The 23651-nt window shown below is 64.5% G+C and carries 23 protein-coding genes and 1 tRNA gene; 15 read left to right on the forward strand and 9 right to left on the reverse strand.

From position 1 onward, the window contains the following. Positions 1-151: 151 nt before the first annotated feature. The 8 genes from Q0877_RS11675 to dhaM all read left to right on the forward strand — a co-directional run bounded on the left by Q0877_RS11675 (position 152) and on the right by dhaM (position 8802). Positions 152-475, forward strand: coding sequence for an Lsr2 family protein (locus tag Q0877_RS11675; RefSeq protein WP_299167982.1), 324 nt, complete (start codon positions 152-154; stop codon positions 473-475). A 132-nt stretch (positions 476-607) separates the two neighbouring features. Continuing rightward, on the forward strand, positions 608-3115 hold the full coding sequence (locus Q0877_RS11680) for an ATP-dependent Clp protease ATP-binding subunit (protein WP_299167983.1): 2508 nt from the start codon (positions 608-610) through the stop codon (positions 3113-3115). 98 nt (positions 3116-3213) lie between these two features. Then, complete coding sequence (locus Q0877_RS11685) at positions 3214-5304, forward strand: alpha/beta fold hydrolase (protein WP_299167986.1); 2091 nt, start codon at positions 3214-3216, stop codon at positions 5302-5304. Between the two features lie 48 nt (positions 5305-5352). Next, a complete protein-coding gene (locus tag Q0877_RS11690; protein ID WP_299167987.1) occupies positions 5353-5862 on the forward strand; it encodes an amino-acid N-acetyltransferase in 510 nt (169 codons plus the stop codon). A 159-nt stretch (positions 5863-6021) separates the two neighbouring features. Beyond that, positions 6022-6195, forward strand: coding sequence for a CsbD family protein (locus tag Q0877_RS11695; protein ID WP_299167988.1), 174 nt, complete (start codon positions 6022-6024; stop codon positions 6193-6195). A 241-nt stretch (positions 6196-6436) separates the two neighbouring features. After that, positions 6437-7438: a dihydroxyacetone kinase subunit DhaK gene (gene dhaK / locus Q0877_RS11700; RefSeq protein WP_299167990.1), complete on the forward strand. Its 1002-nt coding sequence runs from the start codon at positions 6437-6439 to the stop codon at positions 7436-7438. Further along, on the forward strand, positions 7439-8077 hold the full coding sequence (dhaL, locus tag Q0877_RS11705) for a dihydroxyacetone kinase subunit DhaL (RefSeq protein WP_299167992.1): 639 nt from the start codon (positions 7439-7441) through the stop codon (positions 8075-8077). It abuts the gene before it with no gap. After that, positions 8074-8802: a dihydroxyacetone kinase phosphoryl donor subunit DhaM gene (gene dhaM / locus Q0877_RS11710; protein WP_299167995.1), complete on the forward strand. Its 729-nt coding sequence runs from the start codon at positions 8074-8076 to the stop codon at positions 8800-8802. The genes dhaL and dhaM overlap by 4 nt, the downstream gene beginning before the upstream one ends. 19 nt (positions 8803-8821) lie before the next feature. Here the strand turns inward: dhaM and Q0877_RS11715 are convergent, their stop codons facing one another. Continuing rightward, positions 8822-9745 (reverse strand): A/G-specific adenine glycosylase, encoded by a 924-nt coding sequence (locus Q0877_RS11715; RefSeq protein WP_299167996.1) that lies wholly within the window; start codon positions 9743-9745, stop codon positions 8822-8824. A gap of 118 nt (positions 9746-9863) precedes the next feature. Here Q0877_RS11715 and Q0877_RS11720 point away from each other — a divergent pair, with 118 nt between their 5' ends. Continuing rightward, complete coding sequence (locus Q0877_RS11720) at positions 9864-10568, forward strand: DUF4232 domain-containing protein (RefSeq protein ID WP_299167997.1); 705 nt, start codon at positions 9864-9866, stop codon at positions 10566-10568. A gap of 28 nt (positions 10569-10596) precedes the next feature. On the opposite strand, the gene disA is transcribed toward Q0877_RS11720, so the two are convergent. From disA to Q0877_RS11740, 4 genes are all read right to left on the reverse strand, one after another. Then, the gene (disA, locus tag Q0877_RS11725) at positions 10597-11673 is read right to left on the reverse strand and encodes a DNA integrity scanning diadenylate cyclase DisA (RefSeq protein ID WP_299167999.1); all 1077 of its coding nucleotides are present in this window, start codon (positions 11671-11673) and stop codon (positions 10597-10599) included. A 145-nt stretch (positions 11674-11818) separates the two neighbouring features. After that, positions 11819-13195, reverse strand: a complete 1377-nt coding sequence (gene radA, locus Q0877_RS11730) for a DNA repair protein RadA (protein WP_299168001.1) — start codon at positions 13193-13195, stop codon at positions 11819-11821. 55 nt (positions 13196-13250) lie between these two features. Continuing rightward, positions 13251-14378 carry an aromatic acid exporter family protein gene (locus tag Q0877_RS11735; protein WP_299168003.1) on the reverse strand — a complete coding sequence of 376 codons (1128 nt, stop codon included), beginning with the start codon at positions 14376-14378 and terminating at the stop codon, positions 13251-13253. Positions 14379-14388: 10 nt separating this feature from the next. Beyond that, positions 14389-15150, reverse strand: coding sequence for a hypothetical protein (locus Q0877_RS11740; protein ID WP_299168005.1), 762 nt, complete (start codon positions 15148-15150; stop codon positions 14389-14391). 257 nt (positions 15151-15407) lie between these two features. Between Q0877_RS11740 and pstS the strand changes: the two genes are divergently transcribed. The 4 genes from pstS to pstB all read left to right on the forward strand — a co-directional run bounded on the left by pstS (position 15408) and on the right by pstB (position 19518). Then, positions 15408-16523: a phosphate ABC transporter substrate-binding protein PstS gene (gene pstS / locus Q0877_RS11745; protein WP_299168007.1), complete on the forward strand. Its 1116-nt coding sequence runs from the start codon at positions 15408-15410 to the stop codon at positions 16521-16523. A 151-nt stretch (positions 16524-16674) separates the two neighbouring features. Continuing rightward, positions 16675-17607 carry a phosphate ABC transporter permease subunit PstC gene (gene pstC / locus Q0877_RS11750; RefSeq protein WP_299168009.1) on the forward strand — a complete coding sequence of 311 codons (933 nt, stop codon included), beginning with the start codon at positions 16675-16677 and terminating at the stop codon, positions 17605-17607. Continuing rightward, positions 17607-18710 carry a phosphate ABC transporter permease PstA gene (gene pstA / locus Q0877_RS11755; protein WP_299168011.1) on the forward strand — a complete coding sequence of 368 codons (1104 nt, stop codon included), beginning with the start codon at positions 17607-17609 and terminating at the stop codon, positions 18708-18710. Before pstC ends, pstA begins: the two co-directional genes overlap by 1 nt. A 28-nt stretch (positions 18711-18738) precedes the next feature. Next, positions 18739-19518 (forward strand): phosphate ABC transporter ATP-binding protein PstB, encoded by a 780-nt coding sequence (gene pstB, locus Q0877_RS11760; protein WP_299168013.1) that lies wholly within the window; start codon positions 18739-18741, stop codon positions 19516-19518. A gap of 60 nt (positions 19519-19578) precedes the next feature. Here the strand turns inward: pstB and Q0877_RS11765 are convergent, their stop codons facing one another. From Q0877_RS11765 to Q0877_RS11780, 4 genes are all read right to left on the reverse strand, one after another. Further along, positions 19579-20589 (reverse strand): inorganic phosphate transporter, encoded by a 1011-nt coding sequence (locus Q0877_RS11765; protein WP_299168015.1) that lies wholly within the window; start codon positions 20587-20589, stop codon positions 19579-19581. Then, positions 20590-21207 (reverse strand): DUF47 domain-containing protein, encoded by a 618-nt coding sequence (locus tag Q0877_RS11770; protein ID WP_299168017.1) that lies wholly within the window; start codon positions 21205-21207, stop codon positions 20590-20592. Between the two features lie 231 nt (positions 21208-21438). Further along, positions 21439-21903: a pyridoxamine 5'-phosphate oxidase family protein gene (locus Q0877_RS11775; protein WP_299168019.1), complete on the reverse strand. Its 465-nt coding sequence runs from the start codon at positions 21901-21903 to the stop codon at positions 21439-21441. A gap of 64 nt (positions 21904-21967) precedes the next feature. Continuing rightward, on the reverse strand, positions 21968-22615 hold the full coding sequence (locus tag Q0877_RS11780; protein WP_299168020.1) for a hypothetical protein: 648 nt from the start codon (positions 22613-22615) through the stop codon (positions 21968-21970). A gap of 140 nt (positions 22616-22755) precedes the next feature. Here Q0877_RS11780 and Q0877_RS11785 point away from each other — a divergent pair. Further along, positions 22756-22828: transfer RNA gene (locus Q0877_RS11785), tRNA-Lys, on the forward strand. A gap of 196 nt (positions 22829-23024) precedes the next feature. Next, the gene (locus Q0877_RS11790) at positions 23025-23630 is read left to right on the forward strand and encodes a hypothetical protein (RefSeq protein WP_299168021.1); all 606 of its coding nucleotides are present in this window, start codon (positions 23025-23027) and stop codon (positions 23628-23630) included. Positions 23631-23651 lie beyond the last annotated feature (21 nt).

The raw sequence follows: 23651 nt of genomic DNA on the forward strand, positions 1-23651 counted from the left end.
AGGGTCACCGTTTCGCGGGCATTCTCATTTGAGGCACCGAGGGTGTTTCGCGGGCACTTTAGATGAGTCTCGTCGGTTCTTTGACGTTTGGGATTAATGCGGACGATAATTGCTCTGGAATAGTTCGTCAGGGCCGATTGAGGAGATTATCGTGGCGCAGAAAGTCAAAATCATTCTGATTGACGACCTCGACGGCGGTGAGGCGGATGAAACCGTGAGGTTCGGCCTCGACGGAACGCAGTATGAAATCGATCTTTCCTCGGCGCACGCAGAGGAACTTCGGGGCGCCCTATCCTCCTACGTATCTGCGGGACGTCGGGAAAGCCAGCCCAAGCAGCGTCAGAGTGCGCCCGCTGCCCGTAACCAGGAAGCGGCACAGATTCGCGAATGGGCAAAAGCCAACGGATACAACGTCTCCTCACGCGGCCGCGTTAATTCGGAAATCATTGAGGCGTACCGGGCGGCCCAGCGCTAACAATCGACGCGAGGCTTGAAGGTCACCGCACTCTGCCTCACCTCCCGCCCTATCTCGCCTGTGGCGAACATGCTCCCGAAGCCTTCCCTAGGCACGTAGCATCGAATTACGCGTTAGCTAGGAGTGTGTCTCATGTTTGAGAGATTTACGGATCGTGCCCGTCGAGTTGTAGTGCTGGCCCAGGAAGAGGCCCGCATGCTCAACCACAATTACATCGGCACCGAGCACATTCTGCTTGGGCTAATTCACGAGGGTGAGGGCGTTGCCGCAAAGGCGCTTGAATCTCTCAGCATTTCCCTGGGCGCTGTGCGCGAGCAGGTGCAGGAGATTATCGGACAGGGCCAGCAGGCTCCCTCCGGTCACATCCCCTTCACCCCGCGCGCCAAGAAGGTGCTCGAGCTGTCTCTTCGTGAGGCGCTCCAGCTTGGCCACAACTACATCGGCACCGAGCACATCCTGCTCGGTCTCATCCGTGAGGGTGAGGGCGTTGCCGCGCAGGTCCTGGTCAAGCTCGGCGCTGACCTCAACCGGGTCCGCCAGCAGGTTATCCAGCTGCTTTCCGGCTACCAGGGCAAGGAGCCGGTAGCTTCCGGCGGCCAGCAGCAGGAGGGCACTCCTGCGGGCTCAGTCGTGCTTGACCAGTTCGGACGCAACCTCACCCAGGCGGCCCGTGAGGGCAAGCTCGATCCGGTCATCGGCCGCGAGCTTGAGATGGAACGCGTCATGCAGGTTCTCTCCCGCCGCACCAAGAACAACCCGGTGCTCATCGGTGAGCCCGGCGTCGGCAAAACCGCCGTCGTCGAGGGCCTCGCGCAGGCAATCGTCCGCGGAGACGTCCCCGAGACCATCCGTGACAAGCAGCTGTACACGCTGGACCTCGGATCACTCGTTGCCGGTTCCCGCTACCGCGGTGACTTCGAGGAACGCCTGAAGAAGGTCCTGAAGGAGATTCGCACCCGTGGCGACATCATCCTGTTCATCGACGAGATTCACACCCTCGTGGGTGCCGGTGCGGCTGAAGGCGCTATCGACGCCGCCTCCATCCTGAAGCCGATGCTGGCCCGTGGAGAGCTGCAGACCATCGGTGCAACCACGCTGGATGAATACCGCAAGCACATCGAGAAGGACGCGGCTCTTGAGCGCCGCTTCCAGCCCATTCAGGTGCAGGAGCCTTCGGTGGCGCACGCCATTGAGATTCTGAAGGGGCTGCGGGACCGCTACGAAGCACACCACCGTGTCTCCATCACCGATGCCGCGCTGGCTTCCGCCGCCAACCTGGCTGAGCGCTACATTTCCGACCGTTTCCTGCCGGACAAGGCGATTGACCTCATCGACGAAGCCGGCGCACGCCTGCGGATCCGCCGCATGACGGCTCCGCCGGAGCTCAAGGAAATTGACGAGCGCATCGCCTCCGTCAAGCGGGAGAAGGAATCCGCCATTGACGCCCAGGACTTTGAGGGTGCCGCCCGCCTGCGCGATCGGGAGCAGAAGCTGCATGACGAGCGCATGGACAAGGAGCGCCGCTGGAAGTCCGGCGGCCTCGATGACATTGCTGAGGTCGACGAGGAGCTGATCGCCGAGGTTCTGGCCAACTCCACCGGCATCCCAGTCTTCAAGCTCACCGAGGAAGAGTCCACGCGCCTGCTCAAGATGGAAGATGAGCTGCACAAGCGGGTCATCGGCCAGGATGACGCCATCAAGGCCATCTCCCAGGCGATCCGCCGTACCCGAGCCGGCCTGAAGGATCCCAAGCGCCCGGGCGGCTCGTTCATCTTTGCCGGCCCCACCGGCGTCGGAAAGACGGAGCTTGCCAAGGCGCTGGCCGAGTTCCTCTTCGGCGATGAAGATGCCTTGATCACGCTGGACATGTCGGAGTACTCGGAGAAGCACACAGTCTCCCGGCTCTTCGGTGCGCCTCCGGGGTACGTGGGCTACGAGGAAGGCGGCCAGCTGACCGAGAAGGTCCGCCGTCGTCCGTTCTCCGTGGTCCTTTTCGACGAGGTGGAGAAGGCACACGCCGATCTCTTCAACTCGCTGCTGCAGATCCTTGAAGACGGTCGCCTTACCGACAGTCAGGGCCGCGTGGTGGATTTCAAGAACACCGTCATCATCATGACCACCAACCTCGGTACGCGTGATATCTCCAAGGGCGTCATGACCGGCTTCCAGTCGGGCACCGACACCAACACGAGCTACACCCGCATCAAGGCGAAGGTCACAGAGGAACTCAAGCAGCACTTCCGGCCCGAGTTCCTCAACCGTGTCGATGACACCGTGGTGTTCCCGCAGCTCACCCAGGACGAGATCATCGAGATCGTGGACCTGTTCCTCGAACGGCTGAGCAAGCGCATGGCAGACAAGGGCATGAGTATCGAGCTCACCCCTGCTGCCAAGGTGCTGCTTGCCACCCGTGGTTATGATCCCGCAATGGGTGCCCGCCCGCTGCGCCGGACCATCCAGCGGGAGATCGAAGACCAGCTTTCCGAGAAGATCCTGTTTGGCGATCTCAAGGCCGGAGAAATGGTTTCGGTCGACGTCGAGGGCGAAGGCGAGGAAGCTCAGTTCACGTTCGTGGGACACGGCGCGCCCAAGGAGATCGAGGACTCTCCTGCGGCTATCGAGGCAGTCGTCCCCGAGTAACGCATTTCCACCAACATGCCCGTACCGGTTCGCCGGTGCGGGCATGTTTGGTTTCGCCCGGTTGTGAGCTGGCGCACATCGGATGATAGAGATATTGCATGACTCTCGCACCCGATTCGCCTACCCCTGCGAATACCGCCACTGCCTTCCACGACCTGGATCGATTCGTTGCGCTGCCCCGCCTCAACGGACTTTCCCTAAGCGCCGACGGCTCCCGGCTGGTCACGTCGGTGGCCACCCTGAACCCCAAGGGCACGGCGAATGTGTCCGCTCTCTGGGAGATCGACCCGGCCGGTAAGCAGCCGGCCCGGCGCATCACCCGCAGCGCAAAGGGCGAATCGGGTGCCGCTTTTCTCAAGAACGGCGACCTGCTGTTCACCTCCGCCCGGCCGGACCCAAAGAACTCGGACGAGGAGCCCGTCGCAGCGCTCTGGAAGCTACCCGCCGCGGGCGGGGAAGCCCGCGTAGTCCATTCCCGGTCGGGCGGCGTGCAGTCAGTCATCGCGGCAGCAGACGCGGACGCCGTCGCCGTCGTAGCGGAGGTCCTGGCGGGATCGACCGACGAATCGGATGACGAGGAACGCCGGAAAGCACGCAAGGAAGCAGGGGTCGCCGCGATCCTGCACACGGGCTACCCGGTCCGCCACTGGGACGCAGATCTCGGCCCCTCGGAGCCCCGCTATTTCCTGGTCGAGCAGGGTGAGCGCGGTGAGAGTGGCCCGGTGACGGTCGACGACGAGCCTCCCATCACACTCCGTGCTGTGACCGGCGGGGTGGGCTCATCCCTGCGGAACGCGACACCGCGCATCAGCCCGGACGGCACTTTCCTGCTCACCTCGCAGACCGTGCCCGTAGGAGCCGGCGACCAGCGGTCGGTCCTCGTGCGCGTCGATGCGGCAACCGGTGAGCGCACCGTCGTCCTCGACCACCCGGATTTCGATTACGACGCCGGCCCCATCAGCCCGGACAGCTCAACCGCGGTGGTGGTGGTCCGTCACCGAACCGGCCCGGGCACCCCGCCGAACACGGAACTCGGCCTCCTTCCTGCTGATGGCGGAGAGCTTGCGCCACTCGCCTCCGACTGGGACCGCTGGCCCGCTCCCGCAGCGTGGCTGCCGGACGGAAGCGGGCTCGTGACTACAGCCGACGACGACGGCGCCTCGCCGGTCTTCACGGTTGACGCAGCCAGCGGTGAGGTGAAGAGAGTGACGATGGACGCGGCGTCGTATACGGACGTCGTTGTGTCACCGGACGGCGCGGTGGCCTACGCGCTGCGCAGCTCCTACGAGTTCCCGCCCGAAGCGGTGCGGATCGAGCTGGCAGCAGGAACAGTTGCACCCCTTCCGGCACCGAGTGAGCGCCCGGTACTGCCGGGAACACTTGAGCGGGTGGAGGCCTCCGGCGTGGACGGGCACCCGGTGAAGTCCTATCTCGTCCTGCCCGAGGGCGCCAGTGAGAGCAATCCGGCGCCGCTGCTGCTCTGGGTCCACGGCGGTCCGCTCGGTTCCTGGAACGCGTGGACGTGGCGGTGGTCGCCGTGGCTGCTGGCGGCGAAGGGGTATGCCGTCCTGCTGCCGGATCCTGCCCTCTCAACCGGCTACGGCCAGCGAATGATCGAGCGCGGCTGGGGTGCCTGGGGAGAGGCGCCCTACACGGATCTCATGGCCGCAACGGACGCGGGTGTGGCGCGCGCGGACATCGACGAGAGCCGCACGGCTGCGATGGGCGGCTCCTTCGGCGGCTACATGGCCAACTGGGTGGCCGGGCACACGGACCGCTTCAACGCTATCGTGACGCACGCCAGCCTGTGGGCGCTGGACCAGTTCGGGCCGACCACCGACGCCTCGTTCTACTGGGAGAAGGAGATGACGCCCGAGATGGCGCTCGCGAATTCCCCGCACACGCACGTCGAGAAGATCAGTACGCCGATGCTGGTCATTCACGGCGACAAGGACTACCGCGTGCCCATCGGCGAAGGCCTGAGGCTCTGGTATGAACTGCTGTCGAAGTCGCAGCTCCCAGCCGGCCGTGACGGGGAGACCGAGCACCGGTTCCTTTACTTCCCGGATGAGAACCACTGGATCCTCAAGCCGCAGCACGCAAAAATCTGGTATTCTGTCGTCGAGCATTTCCTTGCCCGCCACCTGCTGGGGGAGAAGGTGGACCTGCCCGCCGAGCTGGGAACCTGAGGAGACTGAGGAATCTCTGCGAGTTCAAGGGGTCCTAGACTGGGTCGGGTGAGCCAATCCTTCCGAATCCGCCGTGCCACCACCGCTGACGTACCCATCATCAAGCAGCTGGTGGCTCCGCTTGCCGAGGAGCGGATCCTCATCGCCAAGGAGACGGTTGCCTACTACGAAGGCCTCCAGGAGTTCAAGATCGCCGAAGACGACGACGGCGGTGTACTGGGGTGCGGAGCCCTCCATGTCATGTGGGAGGATCTCGCAGAGATCCGTACCCTCGCCACTTCTGCGGCGGCGCGAGGCAGGGGAGTGGGGAGCGCCGTCGTTAGTGCCCTGCTTGAGGAAGCACGCGCGATCGGTGTGCGGCGCGTTTTCTGTCTCACGTTTGAGGAGGCGTTTTTCCGCCGCCACGGATTCCGTGTGATGGAGGATCAGTCGGCGGTGGACCCGCTGGTGTATTCGGAACTGCTGCGCTCGCATGACGAAGGCGTGGCGGAATTCCTCGATCTGGCGCGGGTGAAGCCGAATACGCTGGGCAACACGCGGATGATCCGCGAACTCTGACGGCCAACTAGCCACAGCTGCGAGGCATCGATAGGCTAAGGGTGCTTGGTATTTGAACGTCACCGTTCGAAAGGTAACCGTTTGGAAAGGTGATCGTTCAAACATCGGGCGAGTCCTCCCAGACAGGAGGACGGAAACGTCGACGAAAGGCGGAACGCCATGGGTGCAGACGACAAGACACAGAACAATGCCGAGAAGCTGGGCGGCAAGGTCCAGGAAGGCCTGGGCAAGGCCACCGGTGACAAGGATATGGAAGCCGAAGGTCAGAAGGACCAGAGCAAGGCTGACCTGAAGAACGCCGGCGAGAACATCAAGGACGCGTTCAAGAAGTAGCCGGTCCGAATTGGTGGCTTCGAGCCGCCGGCTGTGGGAAGGATCCTCCAAAGGACCCTTCCCACAGCTGTATCCGGGGCCCGTCTTTCCCCAAGGGTCTGGGCAACCGTCACCGCCGCAGAGTACTGTTCAAGTACCCTAGCGTCCGCCGGGTGAGGCTATCTCCTGCATCAGGAAATGAAGCGGGCCGATCAATGGCGAACCGGTTATCCAGCAGTCGATCACCGTCAAGGAGACTCGCATGAAGAAGCTGATCAACGACCCGCAGTCAGTGGTAACGGAATCCGTCGAGGGTTTCGGAGCTGCTCACGCCGATCTGGTCGAGGTACATTCGGACCCGCTGTTCATCACCCGCAAGGACGCGCCGGTCAAGGGCAAGGTGGGGCTTGTCTCTGGCGGTGGAAGCGGCCATGAACCACTGCACGCCGGCTTCGTCGGACGCGGAATGCTCGACGCCGCGGTGCCGGGCGCAGTGTTCACCTCACCTACCCCGGACCAAATCATTCCCGCCACGCTCGCCGTGGACGGCGGTGCCGGTGTGCTGCACATCGTCAAGAATTACACCGGAGACGTCCTCAATTTCGAGACCGCAGCCGAGATGGCGCAGGCCGAGGGCGTGGAGGTCAGGTCGGTCTTGATCAATGATGATGTCGCTGTTGAAGACTCGCTTTACACAGCCGGACGGCGAGGTGTAGCCGGGACGGTGCTCGTGGAACGAATCGCCGGTGCGGCAGCGGAGCGCGGTGACGGGCTGGATGCCGTCACCCAGATTGCCCAGCGGGTAAATGACAATGTGCGTTCCATGGGTGTGGCGCTTTCCGCCTGCACTGTTCCGCACGCCGGAGTGCCCAGCTTCGAGCTGACCGAGGAAGAGATCGAAATCGGCATTGGCATCCACGGCGAACCCGGCCGGCACAAGATCGCCATGGAGAACGCCGACGGCATCACCGATCGTCTCCTGGAGCCCATCCTCAGCGATCTGTCCGCATCCGACGGTGACCGCGTGCTGCTTTTCGTCAACGGCATGGGCGGCACGCCCGCAAGTGAGCTCTACATCGTGTATCGGCGTGCGCGTCAGGTGCTGGCTGAGCGGGGCGTATCGGTGGAACGCTCCCTGGTGGGCAACTACATCACCGCGCTGGAGATGCAGGGCGCCTCGATTTCGGTGCTGAAGCTTGACGATGAAATGGTGGAACTCTGGGACACGCCGGTTTGGACGCCGGCCCTGCGATGGGGAGTGTAAATGGCGTTGAACGCGCAATGGGCCGAAGCCTGGATCCGGGAGTGCTCGCAGGTTCTCACTGAGCACCGCTCCGAGCTGATCGAGCTGGACCGGGCAATCGGTGATGCCGACCACGGCGAGAACATGCAGCGCGGATTCGCCGCAGTGGTGAAAAAGCTCGACGACGGCGGCCAGGACACTCCGGCAGCTGTTCTCAAGCTGACAGCCATGACCCTTATGTCCACCGTGGGTGGGGCGGCCGGTCCGCTGTACGGCACTGCTTTTCTCCGCGCGGCCACTGCTGTCGGTGACGCAGCGGAGATCGATCCTGCCGCCGTCGTCGCCTTCCTTACCGCAGCGCGTGATGGCGTCGTTGCTCGCGGCAAGGCAGAGACCGGAGACAAGACCATGATCGACGCCTGGACCCCGGCCGTCGAGGCGGCGGAAACGGCACAGGCAGCCGGCGCATCGAGCCTGGAGGTGCTTGAGGCTGCAGCCAATGCCGCCCAGGCGGGCGCGCTGGCAACCGAGCCGCTCAGTGCGAGGAAGGGCAGGGCAAGCTACCTGGGTGAGCGCAGCGCCGGGCATCGGGACCCGGGTGCGCAGTCCACGGCCCTGATCCTTCAGGCGGCAGCTGACACCGCAGGGCGCGAGCAGTGACGGTCGGCCTGGTGATTGTTTCGCACAGCAGCAAGATCGCCGAGGGGGTGATTGAGCTGGCCGCACAGATGGCGCCGGGTGTCCGCATGCAGGCGGCCGGCGGCACCAGTGACTCACCGTCGCGCATCGGTACCAGCCTTGAGAAGGTGCAGTCGGCTCTTGAGGAAGCGGAACAGGGCGACGGCGTCGTGGTCCTTACTGACCTTGGCTCGGCCGTGATGACCGCGGAGATGACGCTTGAGTTCCTCTCCCCGGACGCCCGAGCGCGAATTCGTTTGCCGCAGGCTGCACTGGTGGAAGGAGCGGTTGCGGCGGCTGTGCAGGCGGAGTCGGGCGGCACGGTGGATGAGGTGGCAACGGCTGCCGAACGCGCCATCGTTTCAATCGATCCCGAGTCGCTTGAGCCGTTCGTGTCCCACGGAGCCGCTGCTCCCGGTCCGTCTGCACCGCTGGAGGAATCGACCGAACCACCCGTAACAGGCGCGTGGACGTTACCGAACAAGATGGGTCTGCATGCCCGTCCTGCAGCAGTTATCGCCAGGGCGCTGACCGACCTGGACGCCGAGGTGACCATCAACGGCGTCGACGGCAAGTCAGTGATGCTGCTGATGTCACTGGCGCTGGGAGAGGGCCAGGAGCTGCGCGCGGAGGCCACCGGCCCACAGGCCCAGGAGGCCATCGAGTACATCGGCGGCGAAGTGAAGGCCGGGTTCGGGGAAATCTGACCGGAGGTTCCGGTGTAGGTCAGGCGGGGAGCCGGAGCCCGAGTGGTGTTTCCTCGGCCAGCCCGTCGGCGAGCAGGCCGCCCAGGGCACGCTCCAGCTGCTCGGACGGCACATTCAACCCGTAGAGTTCTTCGAGCGCCGCAGGTGTGCCGTAGGTCAGATCCACAGGGCGCTCATGGATCAGCGGCCGCGGAACCGGGGCTGTAGCGTGCCGCAGAACGTGCATGATCGCACCGCGCACCTGCCGGTCGGTCCCGGCCCATGACTGGCCTTTCGGTACATAGGTGGGCGCGGGCTTTCCCGCCGCGACCCAGGCGCACCCGTTCATCACCGGGCAGCGTTCGCATGACGGGGTTCGAGCGGTGCATACCAGCGCGCCCAGCTCCATCACGGCCGCGTTCCAGCGCACGGAGGCGGCGTCGTCGTCGGGCAGGAGATTTGCGGCCCGCTTCATTTCAGCAGCGGTCAGCGTCGGTGCGGGAAGGGCCGAGCCTCCCACCAACCGGGCATGCACGCGGCGGATGTTGGTGTCGACAACCGTCTCGCGGCGGCCGAAGGCGAAAGCGGCGACGGCGGCAGCGGTGTAGGTGCCCACGCCCGGCAGGGCAAGCAGGTCCTGATACGAACCCGGCACCCTTCCCCCGTGACGTTCGACGACGGCGTTCGCCGCCGCATGCAGGCGCAGCGCTCGCCGTGGGTAGCCGAGGCGTCCCCAATGCCGCAGGGCATCACCCGCCGGGGCTGCAGCCAGATCCGCGGGCGCCGGCCAGCGGGCCATCCAGTCTTCCCACACGGGCAGCACCCGGGATACGGGAGTCTGCTGCAGCATGAACTCGCTCACCAGAACGCCCCAGGGTGTGCGGGAGGGCAGCCGCCACGGGAGGTCGCGGGCGGCGTCGTCGAACCAGCCACTCAGGCGAGCATGCAGTACTGCGGCGTCCACGGTGAGCTCCGGGTTCTCGGGAATTCGGCAGAGTCCACCCTACCGAAGGCGCGCGCAACTCAGCACTCTGCGGCGTGGTGTGCCCGCCTGCTGGCCCAGGGGCTCCTAACCTTGAACCATGAGCTCGGCAGGAGGTACAGGCAGCAGCCGGGTGAATGGCCCCAGGCGGAAACCCAGCCCCCGGGTCTACAAGCGGCGCCGTCAGCTGGTCGCGGTGCTCGCGCTTCTACTCGTCGGGGGCCTGGTATGGGCAGGAATCGCGGTTGCGGGGCTCTTTCGCGGTGATCCGGATCCTGCACCGGCGGCCGGGTCGGCCAGTGCTGCTCCTGGGCCAACCGCGTCAGCGTCGTCCCCGGCAACACCGACACCGTCAGCGACGCCGTCAGCAACCGCCTCGCCAACCGCGACGCCGTCTCCTACCCCGACCTCCACGGAGCCGGTGTGCAACCCCGCGTCGATCGAGGTGACCGGCAGCACGGACGCCGAAACCTATGCACCGGAACAGAATCCTGTCTTCTCCCTGACCGTCAGCAACACGGGCGAGGTTCCTTGCCCGGTGAACGTCGGCACCGCGCAAATGGAGTTCCTGATCACCAGCGGGGATGACCGGATCTTCTCCTCCCGGGATTGCCAGGAGGGCGCAGAGGACCTTGAAGTGACCATAGAGCCTGGAGAGTCCGAAACCGCCCGCTTCACGTGGGAGCGGGTACGCAGCGCTCCCGAGTGCGCCGAGGTTGAGAACGTGCCGGGGCCAGGCCAGTACGTCTTCCAGACCCGCCTCGGTGAACGTACCAGCGACGAGACGGTCTTCACCCTCGAGTAGAACCAGCTGCTGCGATCAGGCGCGGAACCTACATGAAGCGGTCGAGGAGGCTGGTCTCGGCAATCCGCGAGAGTCCCTCGCGAACGGTGCGCGCGCGTTGCTCGCCGATGCCGTCCACGGCCATGAGGTCATCGATATTGGCGGCCATAAGGTTCTGCAGGCCATTGAAGTGGTCCACGAGCCGGTTGGCCACCGTCGGCGGCATGGCCTTGATACCGGAGAGAAGCCGGTACCCCTTGGGCTGCACTACGGCGTCGAGGGAGTCCGTTGACTGATTGAACCCGAGCACGCTTGCAATGGTTCCGAGGTCGATGAGGTCCGTGGAGCTGAAACCCTGGAGGCGCGCGAGCTGGTCCTCCACCGGAGTGCTGCCCCCGTCCAGCCCTGAGTAGTCCCGCAGCACCATCTCGCTGCCCGGGCCGAGACCGGTGGTGAGCTCCTCAACCTGCAGTGAGAGCAGCCGGCCGTCGATGCCAAGCTCAAGCACATACTGAGAAATTTCTTCCGAGATACGGCGCACCATCTCCTGACGCTGCAGGGTGACAGCGACGTCACGAACGGTGACCATGGCCTCGATTTCCAAAGCCGACAGTGACCCGGTGACCTGATCCAGCCGCGCCCGGTAGCGCTCCAGGGTGGCGAGTGCCTGGTTGGCACGGGCGAGTACCGGTTCGGACCCCTCCAGCACGTGGCGGAGACCGTCGACGTAGAGCGCGATGATCTGCATGGACTGACTCACCGAGATGACGGGAACCCCGGTCTGAATGGCTACGCGCTCTGCCGTTCGGTGCCGGGTGCCTGATTCCTGTGTCTCGATCCGGTGGTCCGGCACCAGCTGCACGCCCGCGCGCAGGATATTGCTGGCATCACGATCACAGACAATCGCACCATCCATCTTCGCGAGCTCGCGCAACCGGGTGGGGGAGAAATCGATTCCGATGTCGAAGCCGCCTGAGCAGATTGAGTCCACCGTGCGGTCGAATCCGAGGACGATCAGGGCGCCGGTGCGGCCGCGCAGGATCCGCTCAAGGCCGTCGCGCAACTGCGTACCCGGCGCCACCCGCGCCAGGGTTGCCTTCAGCGCGTCCTCCGGACTGCGTACCATCTCACTCCTCTTCGAAGCTGGGCAGGCCAATGCGCGGCCCAACAGTTCCTAATCCTATGGGAGCACGCATTCAGCCGAGTGCCCAGTTTCCACTCAAATGCATAACGTTCTGCTCCGTTGGCGGCTCAACGAAGCTGCAGGAGGCTTAGAAGAGCAGTTCGAGGGCTTCCGTGAGGGTGCTGATCTGCTTCACGGTGAAGCCGGCAGGTATGCGGCCAGGCCCGTTGGGTGACTCCGGCACGACGGCGTGGGTGAAGCCAAGGCGCTCGGCCTCCTGGATGCGCCGTGAGATTCCCGGTACCGGACGGACCTCGCCGGCCAGACCCACCTCCCCGAACGCGATCATGCGGGAGGGAAGCGCCTGATTGGTCTTCGCCGACGCAATGGCGAGAGCAACCGAAAGGTCCGTTGCCGGCTCGCTCAGCTTCACGCCTCCCACGGTGGCAACGTAACTGTCATCCTTATGCAACTGCAGTGACGCCCGGCGCTGCAGGACGGCGAGGAGCATGGAGACGCGGGAGCTGTCCAGGCCGCTGGTGGCGCGGCGCGGCTGTGCGGTTGCTGATTCGGCAAGCAGCGCCTGGACCTCCGCCAGCAGCGGGCGCCTGCCCTCGAGGGTGACGGTGATGCAGGTTCCCGCCACCGGCTCCTTGGTACGGGACACGAAAAGCCCGCTCGGATCCGCCAGGCCCACAATGCCGGTGTCGGTGAGATCGAAGCACCCTACTTCGTCAGTGGGGCCGTAGCGGTTCTTCACTGCACGCATCAGGCGAAGGCGTGAGTGCCTCTCACCCTCGAACTGGCAGACCACATCAACGAGGTGCTCCAGGAGCCGCGGTCCCGCAATCGAGCCGTCTTTGGTCACGTGTCCGACCAGCAGCGTGGTCATTCCGCGGGTCTTCGCCGCGTTGATCAGCGACGCCGCCACTTCACGCACCTGGGTGACCCCGCCCGCACTGCCATCCACGTCCGGGCTGCTGAGCGTCTGTACCGAGTCCACGATGAGCAGCGCCGGATCCACCTTCTCAACCTGACCGAGAGCCTGGCTGAGATCCGACTCCGCCGTGAGGTACAGGGTATCCGCGAGGGCGCCGATGCGTTCTGCCCGGAGCTTCACCTGTGCCGAGGATTCCTCACCCGTGACGTAGAGAACGGTGCGTCCCAGCCGGGCGACCCTCGCCGCTACGTCGAGCAGCAGCGTGGACTTACCGACGCCCGGCTCGCCGGCAACGAGGATTACGGCGCCGGGGACCAACCCGCCGCCGAGGACCCGGTCCAGTTCACCGATCTCGGTGGGCTGGTAGGACGCGGTGGTGGAGTCAACGTCAGCGATACGCAGGGCAGGACGCGCAACTGTAGTTGCCGCCGTCGTACGCGCCACCCCCGCCGCAGCGGTTTCCTCGACCGTGCCCCATGCCTGGCATTCACCGCACCTGCCCACCCATTTGGCGGTGGTCCAGCCACACTCACCGCAGCGGTAAGCGGGGGATTGCGTGCGCGATCGCGCGGTCTTCGTAGCCATGACTCAAACGTACCGGGTGCAACTGACAGTCCTGCAGAGGCTCAGCTGTTGATCCTCACAGCTTCGGCAGGTATCCGGCCGCATCCTCGTGGGGCAGGCCGGTTGCCTCCAGGAGATCGACGACGAGCGGGCGATACAGAATGACGAGGCCCTCACCCTCAAGACGCTTCACATTGAGCCGGGCGGGGTGCAGCACCGTGGCCACCGCCGCGAGATCCTCGCGTGCCCTGCGCAGGTGCTGGTCGCGTTCGGAAATGGAGGAGGAGTGCAGGGCCAGCGCAAGGACGTCAACGGCGTCGGCGGTATCCTCGATCACCTGCGCGAGTGACTGCACTGCCTCGTCCGAAAGCGCCGCATGGTTGATCACCGAAGTCAGCCGCCGGGAGAACACCCGGCTGTTGCGGATGGCCAGGTCGATATAGCTGATCGCGCCGCGGAGGTCGCCGAGTTCACCCCGGTGCCGCCGGTACGCGGGGGACAGGCGGGCAACTTCCGCGGCAGCCCGCATGGTGCCGGAAAGGCCGTCCATCAGCGGCTGGCAGTTCCGCGCCCGTACCAGCGCGTGCCAGGCCTGGGTGGGATCGCTCGCCGTCAGCGCCCTCGCGTTCTCGCGCAACACCCCCGACAACTCGCCGAGCAGCTTCCGTAGGTCGCCTTTCGGCTCGCGGCGAGGGTCGCGCGGCACCACCATGGTGATCAGCAGCGCAATGACACCGCCGACGACGGCGTCCACACTGCGCGTGAACGGCCCACCCTCCGGGGCAGGGAGAAGGACCACCAGCAGGGACTGCAGCGCCAGTTGGGTGGTGAAGATGGTCCCGCTGTCCAGGAACCGCGCCAGCAGCACCGACACAAAAAGTACGACGGCGGCCTGCCACACGCCCGTGCCCAGCACCGCGAGCAGCACGTCCCCCACGGCGATGCCGAGGGTGCAGCCGAAGCCCACCTCGAGCACGCGGCGCAGGCGCGGATCACGGGAAAAGCCCAGCGCGATAAGCGCCGAGGTCGCGGCGAAAAGCGGACCGTCGTGGCCAAGTACCTGCTCGGCGAAGGCGTAGGCGCCCACAGCGCCGACCGTGATCTGGACGGCCGGGAGCAACGATGACCGGCTGCGGCGCAGACCCACACGGGATCGGGTGCGCACGAAGGAACGTGCGCGGTCCAGTCGCGAGCGCCGGGTCATACGCCTGACCCTACCGCCGCGAACGGTCCAGGAGGGTGAAGCTTGTCGATGAGCCCGTGGTCTGCGTCCGGACGGCTGCGAGCGGCGCCGCGAGCATGAGTGAGCCGGCAATCAGCTCCAGGAATTCCTCCAGGTGGTAAAGCACCGCCAGCGCAGCCGTCGGTGCACTGAGGCGGATGAGCTCGCCCGCCACGAACTCCAGCCCGACGGCGGCGAACAGCAAAGTGGCAATACCCAGGACGATCAGCCGGGTTGATGCTTCCGGCAGATGGCGGGCGCTGAGGATCGCCAGTAGGAGAACGGCGATGGCAATTGGAATACCGAAGACAAGCCACACGAAGGTGAAATCTGCAATGTCGACGAACTGGGTGGCCAGGGCGTCGAGGCGTTCATGCAGCCAGGTGCCCTCGTCCAGGCAGAGGACGAAGACCAGGGCGCCGAGGATCCACCACGCAGCGGATCCCTTGATTTTTTGGTGCCGGGCGAGAACCGCAACGAAGGAGAGGGTGGTGGTTGCGGCGGCGAGCTGCACCACGGCCCACCAGGTAGGAAAATTGCCCTCATAGTTGACGTCGAAGTACACGCTGAAGAGCGTCTCGCCCCGAGGCTGGCCGGTCAGCAAAGGGGCAATAAGGCTGAATCCGACGACCAGCGCATGTACCACTGCCAGCCCGAACAACAGGCGGCGCCATCGAAGCGGATGACCGGGCCGTTCCGCCACTCGATCCTCGGCTTGGATCGGGTTTCCGTCGGGACTGCGGTCGGTGGTCATGGTCATAACGCTAATAGGTCCACATGAGAAGCAGGATTCAGGTTAAATAGCCCATTCCGCCGAAAGCACAAGGGTTGGGGACCGGAACAGGTCAAGAATCCGCCGGCCGTTCACCTTCCGTTCATTTTGAGCGGCCAGTCTCGTTACCTGTGGTCCCTAGCGTGAGGTGCGTACTCAACTCGTACTGACAGCTGTCTACACGATCCGTGCCCTTGTGAGCACCGACTGTTCAAAACCCTGGAAGGGGCAATATTCAAGTGAAGGCTCTTCGCTTTGGCCGCGCAGCGGCAGTTATCTCTGTGGCCGCTCTGGCCCTTACGGCGTGCGGTTCCGACGCCGCCGTCAGCCCCGGCACCGAGGGCGATGCAAGCGCTGCTCCCGAGAGCACCGTTTCCGGGACCCTGACCGGTGCGGGCGCCTCCTCACAAAATGCGGCGATGACCGCGTGGAAGACCGGCTTCGAGGAACTGAACCCTGAGGCCACCATCCAGTACTCCCCGGACGGCTCCGGTGCGGGCCGCGAAGCATTCCTCGCCGAAGGGGTGCGGTTCGCCGGCTCGGATGCGTACCTGGATGACGAGGAATATGAGGCATCGAAGGAAATCTGCGGTCCCGACGGCGCCATCAACATTCCCGCCTATGTCTCACCGATCGCGGTGGCCTTCAATCTCCCTGAGATCAGTGAACTGAATCTCGACGCAACCACCATCGCTTCCATCTTCGCCGGTGAGATTTCCAACTGGAATGACGAAGCCATAGCCTCCCAGAACGAGGGCGTGGAACTGCCCGACCTGCCGATCACGGTTGTGCACCGTGCAGATGACTCAGGTACCACCGAGAACTTCGTTGAGTACCTTGCTGCGGCAGCACCCGACGTCTGGACCTACGAGGTCTCCGGCGACTGGCCCGCCGAAATCGTTGCCGAGAACGCACAGGGCACCAACGGCGTCGTTTCCACCACCTCTTCCACCGAAGGCGCCATCACCTACACCGACGCATCCGCCGTCGGCGATCTGGGACAGGCACTGGTGAAGGTAGGCGAGGAATACGTGCCGCTGAGCGCTGAGGCCGCTTCACGCGCAGTCGAGGTTGCCGAGCCGGTTGAAGGCCGCAGCGAAGTCGACATGTCCCTCGAGCTGCAGCGGGACACCACCGAGTCGGGTGCCTACCCCATCGTGCTTGTTTCCTACCACCTCTACTGCAGCGCATACGAGGACCAGGAGACCGTGGACCTCGTCAAGGCTTTCGCCAGCTACGCAGTGAGCGAGGAGGGCCAGGCAACAGCTGAGTCCTCCGCCGGCAATGCGCCCATCTCCGAGGCGCTGCGTGAGCAGGCCATGGAAGCGATCGACTCGATCCAGGTTGCTTCCTAATAGTCCAACAACGCCCCGCCAGGAACGGACAGGCCCTGGCGGGGCTGTTGGCTGTCTGCGGCCCGACGCCGGTTGCAGGTACCTTGTATAAGCGGGACAGTTGCGTGAGCACTGTCCCAGACGATCCCCGTGAAGCGCCGAAAGGTCCCCAGTGTCCACGAATGCAGTGAAACGAGCGGGTGGTGCAGGTCAATCCGGAGACAAGATATTCTCCGGCGCCAGCCTGGCCGCCGGCTGCCTCATTCTGGCAGCGCTCTTCAGCGTTGCAGTCTTCCTGATCATCGAAGCTCTGCCGGTTTTCGGCGCGGACCCGGCGGACGTTACCGGCGGGGATGGTTTCTTCACCTACATCTTCCCGATCGTCATTGGAACCGTTATTGCGGCCGCCATTGCCCTTCTGATCGCCACACCGCTCGGTATCGGGGTGGCGCTGTTCATTTCGCATTACGCTCCGCGCCGCTTCGCGCAGGGTCTCGGCTACGTGATCGACCTGCTTGCTGCAATTCCGTCAGTGGTCTACGGCGCCTGGGGTTACGCCGTCCTGGCACCGCAGCTGGCTATCGCCTACGACTGGCTTGCGCGCAACGCCGGGTGGATTCCGATCTTCGAGGGCCCGGCAAGCCAGACCGGACGCACCATGCTCACCGCCGGGATCGTGCTCGCCGTCATGGTCCTTCCGATCATCACCTCACTGAGCCGGGAGATCTTCCTCCAGACGCCGAAACTTCATGAAGAAGCAGCACTGGCCATGGGCGCCACGCGTTGGGAAATGATCACCATGTCGGTGCTGCCCTTCGCCCGCCCGGGCATCATCAGTGCCGCCATGCTCGGCCTCGGCCGCGCGCTGGGTGAAACCATGGCCGTGGCACTGGTACTTTCGGGCGGCGCCCTGACCGCAAGCCTTATTCAGTCCGGCAACCAGACCATCGCTGCCGAGATCGCCCTCAACTTCCCCGAGGCCTACGGGCTGCGCCTGGCGGAACTGATCGCCGCAGGGCTGGTCCTCTTTGTCATCACCCTCGCCGTCAACATCGTCGCGCGCTGGATCATAAGCCGGCACAAAGAATTTTCAGGGGCTAACTAATGGCCAACGCCACTTTGACTCCGCGTCGCTCGCAACTGACCAAGGGCAAGATGCCCTCCTACACCCTGTGGGTAGTGCTGGCAGCCTCCATCGTCGTCGGTGCTGCCCTGGCCGCGCTGGTCGGCTTCAGCCTCGTGCCCTGGGCACTCTTCAGCGCCGTCCTCTTCATCGTGGCCGGAACCGCAGTCACCGGCGTCGTCGAGGGGGCACGCAAGGCACGGAACCGGTTGGCCATGTTCCTGATTTACGGGTCCTTCCTGGTTGCTCTCCTGCCCCTGCTTTCAGTCATCTGGACGGTGCTGGAGCGCGGCGTTCCCGGCCTGACCTACAACTTCCTGTTCACGTCCATGAACGGCGTCACGGGCGCCATTGACAATCAGGTCGCCGCAGAAGGTACGCCGGTCCTGGGCGGTGCCTACCACGCCATTGTCGGGACCCTCCAGATCACGCTGTGGGCAACGCTCATTTCCGTGCCCATCGGGCTCCTGGCGGCCGTCTACCTGGTCGAGTACTCCACGGGCGGCAAACTCGCCCGGGCCATCACCTTCTTTGTCGACGTCATGACCGGTATTCCATCCATCGTCGCCGGTCTCTTCGCAGCAGCACTGTTCGGCCAGCTGTTCGGGCCCGGCACGCGCACCGGCTTTGTTGCCGCCGTCGCGCTGTCAGTCCTGATGATCCCGGTCGTAGTGCGCTCCACCGAGGAGATGCTCAAGATCGTTCCGAATGAACTCCGTGAGGCGGCCTATGCACTGGGCGTGCGGAAGTGGCGCACGATCACCCGCGTGGTGATTCCGACGGCGATCTCCGGCATCGCCTCAGGCGTCACCCTGGCAATCGCCCGGGTGATCGGCGAGACGGCGCCCATCCTGGTCACCGCCGGTTTTGCAAGCTCAATCAACTGGAACGTCTTCGGTGACTGGATGAGCACCCTGCCGACGTTCATTTACTACCAAATCCTCACTCCCACCTCGCCGACGGCCACAGACCCCAGCACGCAGCGTGCATGGGCGGCTGCGCTGGTGCTGATCATCATGGTCATGCTCCTGAATCTCGTGGCGCGGCTGATCGCCCGCCTCTTCGCTCCCAAGACCAGCCGCTGACCCGCGGGCACAACCAGAAGGATCTCCATTGTCCAAGCGAATCGACGTCAAGGACCTCAACGTTTACTACAGCAAGTTCCTCGCTGTGGAAGACGTGAACATCAGCATCGACGCACGCTCCGTCACGGCATTCATCGGCCCGTCCGGCTGCGGAAAATCGACCTTCCTGCGGACGCTGAACCGCATGCACGAGGTTATCCCCGGTGCGCGCGTTGAGGGCGAAGTGCTGCTGGACGGCGACAACCTGTATGACTCCGCGGTGGACCCGGTAACGGTCCGCAGCCAGATCGGAATGGTTTTCCAGCGGCCCAACCCGTTCCCCACCATGTCCATCCGCGACAACGTTCTGGCCGGCGTGAAGCTGAACAACAAGCGGATCTCAAAGTCGGACGCGGATGCGCTGGTGGAGAAGTCCCTGCGCGGCGCCAACCTCTGGAACGAAGTGAAGGACCGTCTGGGCCGTCCAGGCTCAGGCCTGTCCGGCGGCCAGCAGCAGCGTCTCTGCATTGCCCGCGCAATTGCGGTCTCTCCCGAGGTCATCCTCATGGACGAGCCATGCTCTGCGCTTGACCCGATCTCCACCCTCGCCATCGAGGACCTCATCAACGAACTCAAGAGCGAGTACACCGTGGTGATCGTGACCCACAACATGCAGCAGGCGGCGCGTGTCTCAGACAAGACCGCTTTCTTCAACATCGCAGGCACCGGCAAACCGGGCAAGCTGATTGAGTACGGCGAAACTACCCACATCTTCAACATGCCCTCGCAGAAGGCAACGGAGGACTACGTCTCCGGGCGCTTCGGATAGAGCGGAGGCAGGTGCCAGTCGGCAGTCGGCGGCCAGACGCTGGCATTCGACCGCATGCTGCTAGAGCAGCGGGCTCATGGCCAGGTAGAGGATGGCTGCAAGCAGCGCGGTGGCGGGCGCCGTCGTAATCCATACCAGCAGTACAGAGCGCACCACGCGGCCGCGAACCGTGGCGTAGCGCTGGTTCGCGCCGGAACCCACAATCGCCGATGTCATGGTGTGCGTGCTGGAGAGCGGCATGTTCAGGGACAGCGCGCCGACGAACAGCATGACTGCGCTGACGCCCTGGGCGGTCATGCCGCGCAGGGGATCGATGCGCACGAGCCTGTTCGAGAGGGTGTGCGTGATGCGCCACCCTCCCAGCAGTGAACCGCCGGCCAGCAGCACGGCGGCGAAGATCTGGACCCACAGGGGAACTCCGTCGCCCGAGTAAAGACCCGCACCCACCAACGCCAGCACAACCACGGCCATGGTGCGTTGTCCGTCCTGAAGGCCGTGTCCGAGGGCGAAAGCGGCGGTCAGGACTGCCTGCGCCATCCGGTTTCCGTTGTTGACCTTCCGCGGCGAGTTGTGGCGCAGCAGCCACGTTGCAGGGAAGACGGCGACGTACGCCAGAAGGTAGGCGATCAGAGGCGAGAGCAGCAGCGGCAGGGCGATCTCCAGGAGGAACACCCGGCCGGAGCCGGAAATGGATCCGCCGCCCAGCACAGCCGCTGCTCCGCCGGCACCGATCAGCCCGCCGATAAGCGCGTGCGTGGACGACGACGGTTTGCCGCGGTACCAGGTGAAGATCCCCCAGGCGCAGGCTGAAATCAGCGCGGCCAAAAGGATTCCCAGACCGCTCTGCCCGGTTGGAAGGCTGATGCTGTCGCCGATGAAGAGCGTGGCAAGGCTGGAGCTCATCAGCGCCCCCACCAGGTTGAACAGCGCAGCGAGCAGCACTGCGACGCTGGGCGTCAGGGCGCGCGTTCGAACCGACGTGGCAATCGAGTTGGAGACATCGTGGAAACCGTTGATGAAGGCAAAACCGCCGGCAAGGAGAATTACTGCACCGAGGAGGAAGAACTCCACCTACGATTCCTTGACGACGATGGCACCGACGTGGGTGGCGACCTTGCGGATGTCCTTCGTGACGTCGACCAGCTGGTTGGCCACGTCACGATGCCGGGCATAAACGAGCGGCTTGTGCTCGGAGAGCAGCTCCGAGCACCAGATCCTGTGCGTGCGTTCGGCACGTTTGGCAAGACGCAGGATCTCGATCCAGTAATCTTCGAGATCATCGAGGGAATTGAGTTGCCGCATCGCCTCCGCGGTCAGCTCCGCCTGCCGGGTGATTACCTCAAGCTGCTCGGTTGCGCGGCGGCTCAGCTTGTTCAGTTTGTAAAGGGCAATGAGCTCCGCCGCGCCGTCGAGCTTCTCCATGGCTTCGCTGAGCAGCCGCGACATTGCGTAGAGGTCTTCCCGCGGCAGCGGATTGATGAAGCTGGTGCGCATCGAGGTCAGCAGGGCGAAATGAAGATCGGTGGACGTGCCTTCGTACTGGTGAAGCTCCTCGGCCAACTGGTCGTACTCCTGGGCGGCGGCACCGAGGATGCCCGACATGCTGCGGACTCCCAGCACCAGTTGCTGGGCCATGCTGGAGAGCAGTTCCAGTCCTGCGTTTTCCTGGGGGAAGAGGCGGAGCTTCACGACGGTCACCTAGGGTCGCACGGACGGTTGCTTCCTAAGAATACCTGTGCGCCGCGCTCGGGTGACCGCCGCTGTGCAGACGGCACCCGAGGGCACAAAAGTGGCGCCGAACCGGGAGCGCCTCTCGGCGGAAGGCCGCTCGAAGCGGCTAAATGTTGAAGCCCGGGGGTTCCACGGTCCGACACCAGTTTCAGTCTGCTACCGGACTGCCTGCATGTCAACGAGCAGTAGCTACTCGACTGCCGAACGGCTGGTTCCGGCCCCCGGAGTCCACCATTCCTTCGGCTCAACGACGGGGAATCGCCTGCCGGAAACGGAATTCGGAACGATCCGTACAAACTGATCCTTCTTGCCCGCCTGCCACGGAAAGAGGGGCAGCGAGAACGACTCGAGAACATCATCCGGCCGCTTCACCAGTTCGGCGCGGCCGCGTATGACGACGCTCCACGCGACGCCGGCGTCTTGGTTTACACCGTCGGCCTCCAGTGCTACCCGCGCGTCTGATTCGACAGCAGCGAGCTTGGTGCCGGTTCCCGTGCGAAAGACGATGGTCCCGTGGTCTGTGGTGTAGTTGACCGGAAAAATGTCCGGACCGTCCTCGAGAGCGACCGCGAGCCGACCCACCGAGACGCCCCGCAGGCAGTCCCAGCAGTCACTGTCAGACAAAACTTCGGGTGCCGCCGAATTCTCTTCCATACGGCGATCCTAGACCCCGAAACCGCCCCGAGACAGGGGTGCCAACCGGAGCTCGCCGCTACGCTCAGTCGAGCTCGCCGCGGCGCCAGGATGCGGCAGCGTGCTCCAGGTCTTCAGCGGTCTTGACCAGCTGGTGTGAACTGCGGGTGAGCTTGCTGGCGTGGGCACCGTTGGAGGTGTCGGCATCGTCGGCGTGGTTTGTCTGGCCGAGGGCAACCACGCGGCAGAACGCGGCGAACCGCTCAAGGGCCACATCGAACTCGCCATCGAAAGCTCCGGAGAGAATGGTGTCTGCCATGTGCTGAACCTCATCAGCGCCCGGTGGCTCCGCGACACCTGCAACCACCTTCGAAACCTGCGCCACTTCCTTGCCGGCTTTGAAATAGGCTGCGATCTTCTCGGGATTCTGCTGGGTTGCAGCACGGAGGGCATAAAGGCGCCAGAGTGCGCCGGGAAGCGAGCGCGCAGGGCTCTCGGCCCACATCTCCGCGATGGCTTCAAGCCCCTGCTGGTCGGCGAGTTGCACCAACCGCTGCGTTACCGCCGGGTCATCGGCCTCCCGGCCATGGTGAACCAGCGCGTGCGCGGCAAGGTGCGCGGCTTCGGAAACCCTCGACGGGTCAGCACCGCCCGAAAAGACCTCAAAGTCTACTGGCGCGAACGGCTTGGGTTTGTGGTGCCGAGGGCTGTTGTCTACATATTCGCCGTCCATGGGTCGAGGATACTCCTGCGCCATTTGAGGGGCTAGGCACGGGGGAATCCCGGCTGCATCGGCGCGGTGGAGCCCGGTTGCCCGATCGCCTGATCGGGTGCGATAAAGTAGACACGTCTCCGGGGCTGACCCGGTGGCGTGGGCCTTTAGCTCAGTTGGTAGAGCATCGGACTTTTAATCCGTGGGTCGTGGGTTCGAGTCCCACAGGGCCCACCTTGAGAACACCTGAAGAGCATCCCCGCGAGGCATCGGCGGGGGTGCTCTTTGTTCTGGTGCCGCTTCTGGTGCCGCGGATTCTTGCGCAGGTTGCTTTCCCGCAACGGCCATTGACTACCACGCGCATCAAGCCTGTACTGGAAGTGCAGGTTTTTTCCGAGCAAACGGCACGCCGGTGCCGGAAGGAAGCCCGATGCCCGCTCTCCTGGCGTTACCGGTCCAGACGGCACTCGCCGTCGTCGTGATCTGCGCGCTTATTGCCTTGACGGCGTTCGCCGTGTCGCGCGGTCTGGCGACGGACGAGGACCGCGACGGAGTGTTCTGGTACGGCTTTACGGGCGGTTTTGCGTGCCTTGGTGCTGTCATCGGTGCAATGGTCCTAGTCCCGGAGACTGCGGCGGTAAGCGGACTCGCCGGCATGCTCGGCATCGGTCTGGCCGGCGGCTGGGTGTGGCGCGGTGAGCAGGAGCGGGCGGCGCGTCGTCGTCGTCGGTCTGTGGAAGAGGCTCAGTCAGCGCTGCGGGCGCGCCATGAATCGGTGCTGCAGCGCTGGGTGAGCTACGAACTGGATCCGGCTGTCGCTATCGACTACCCGGACATGACGGATCTCAGGCAACCGGAAACAGCCCAGTTGGTGCGTGCCATGCGGAAAGCGGCGGCGCTGCGGGAGCAGGCTGACGCGGACGACGACGGCGCTGCGCCCGGTTATGAATCGGCTGTCGCTGATCTGGAGAACGCATTTCAAGCGGCTGAGCGTGCTGCCGGCGCCCATTCGACCCCTCGGAGGCGAGACAGTTAGGCTGGACCGGTCACTGGGGGT

This window comes from uncultured Arthrobacter sp. (assembly GCF_947495145.1).
In the GTDB taxonomy this organism is placed as follows: domain Bacteria; phylum Actinomycetota; class Actinomycetes; order Actinomycetales; family Micrococcaceae; genus Arthrobacter_D.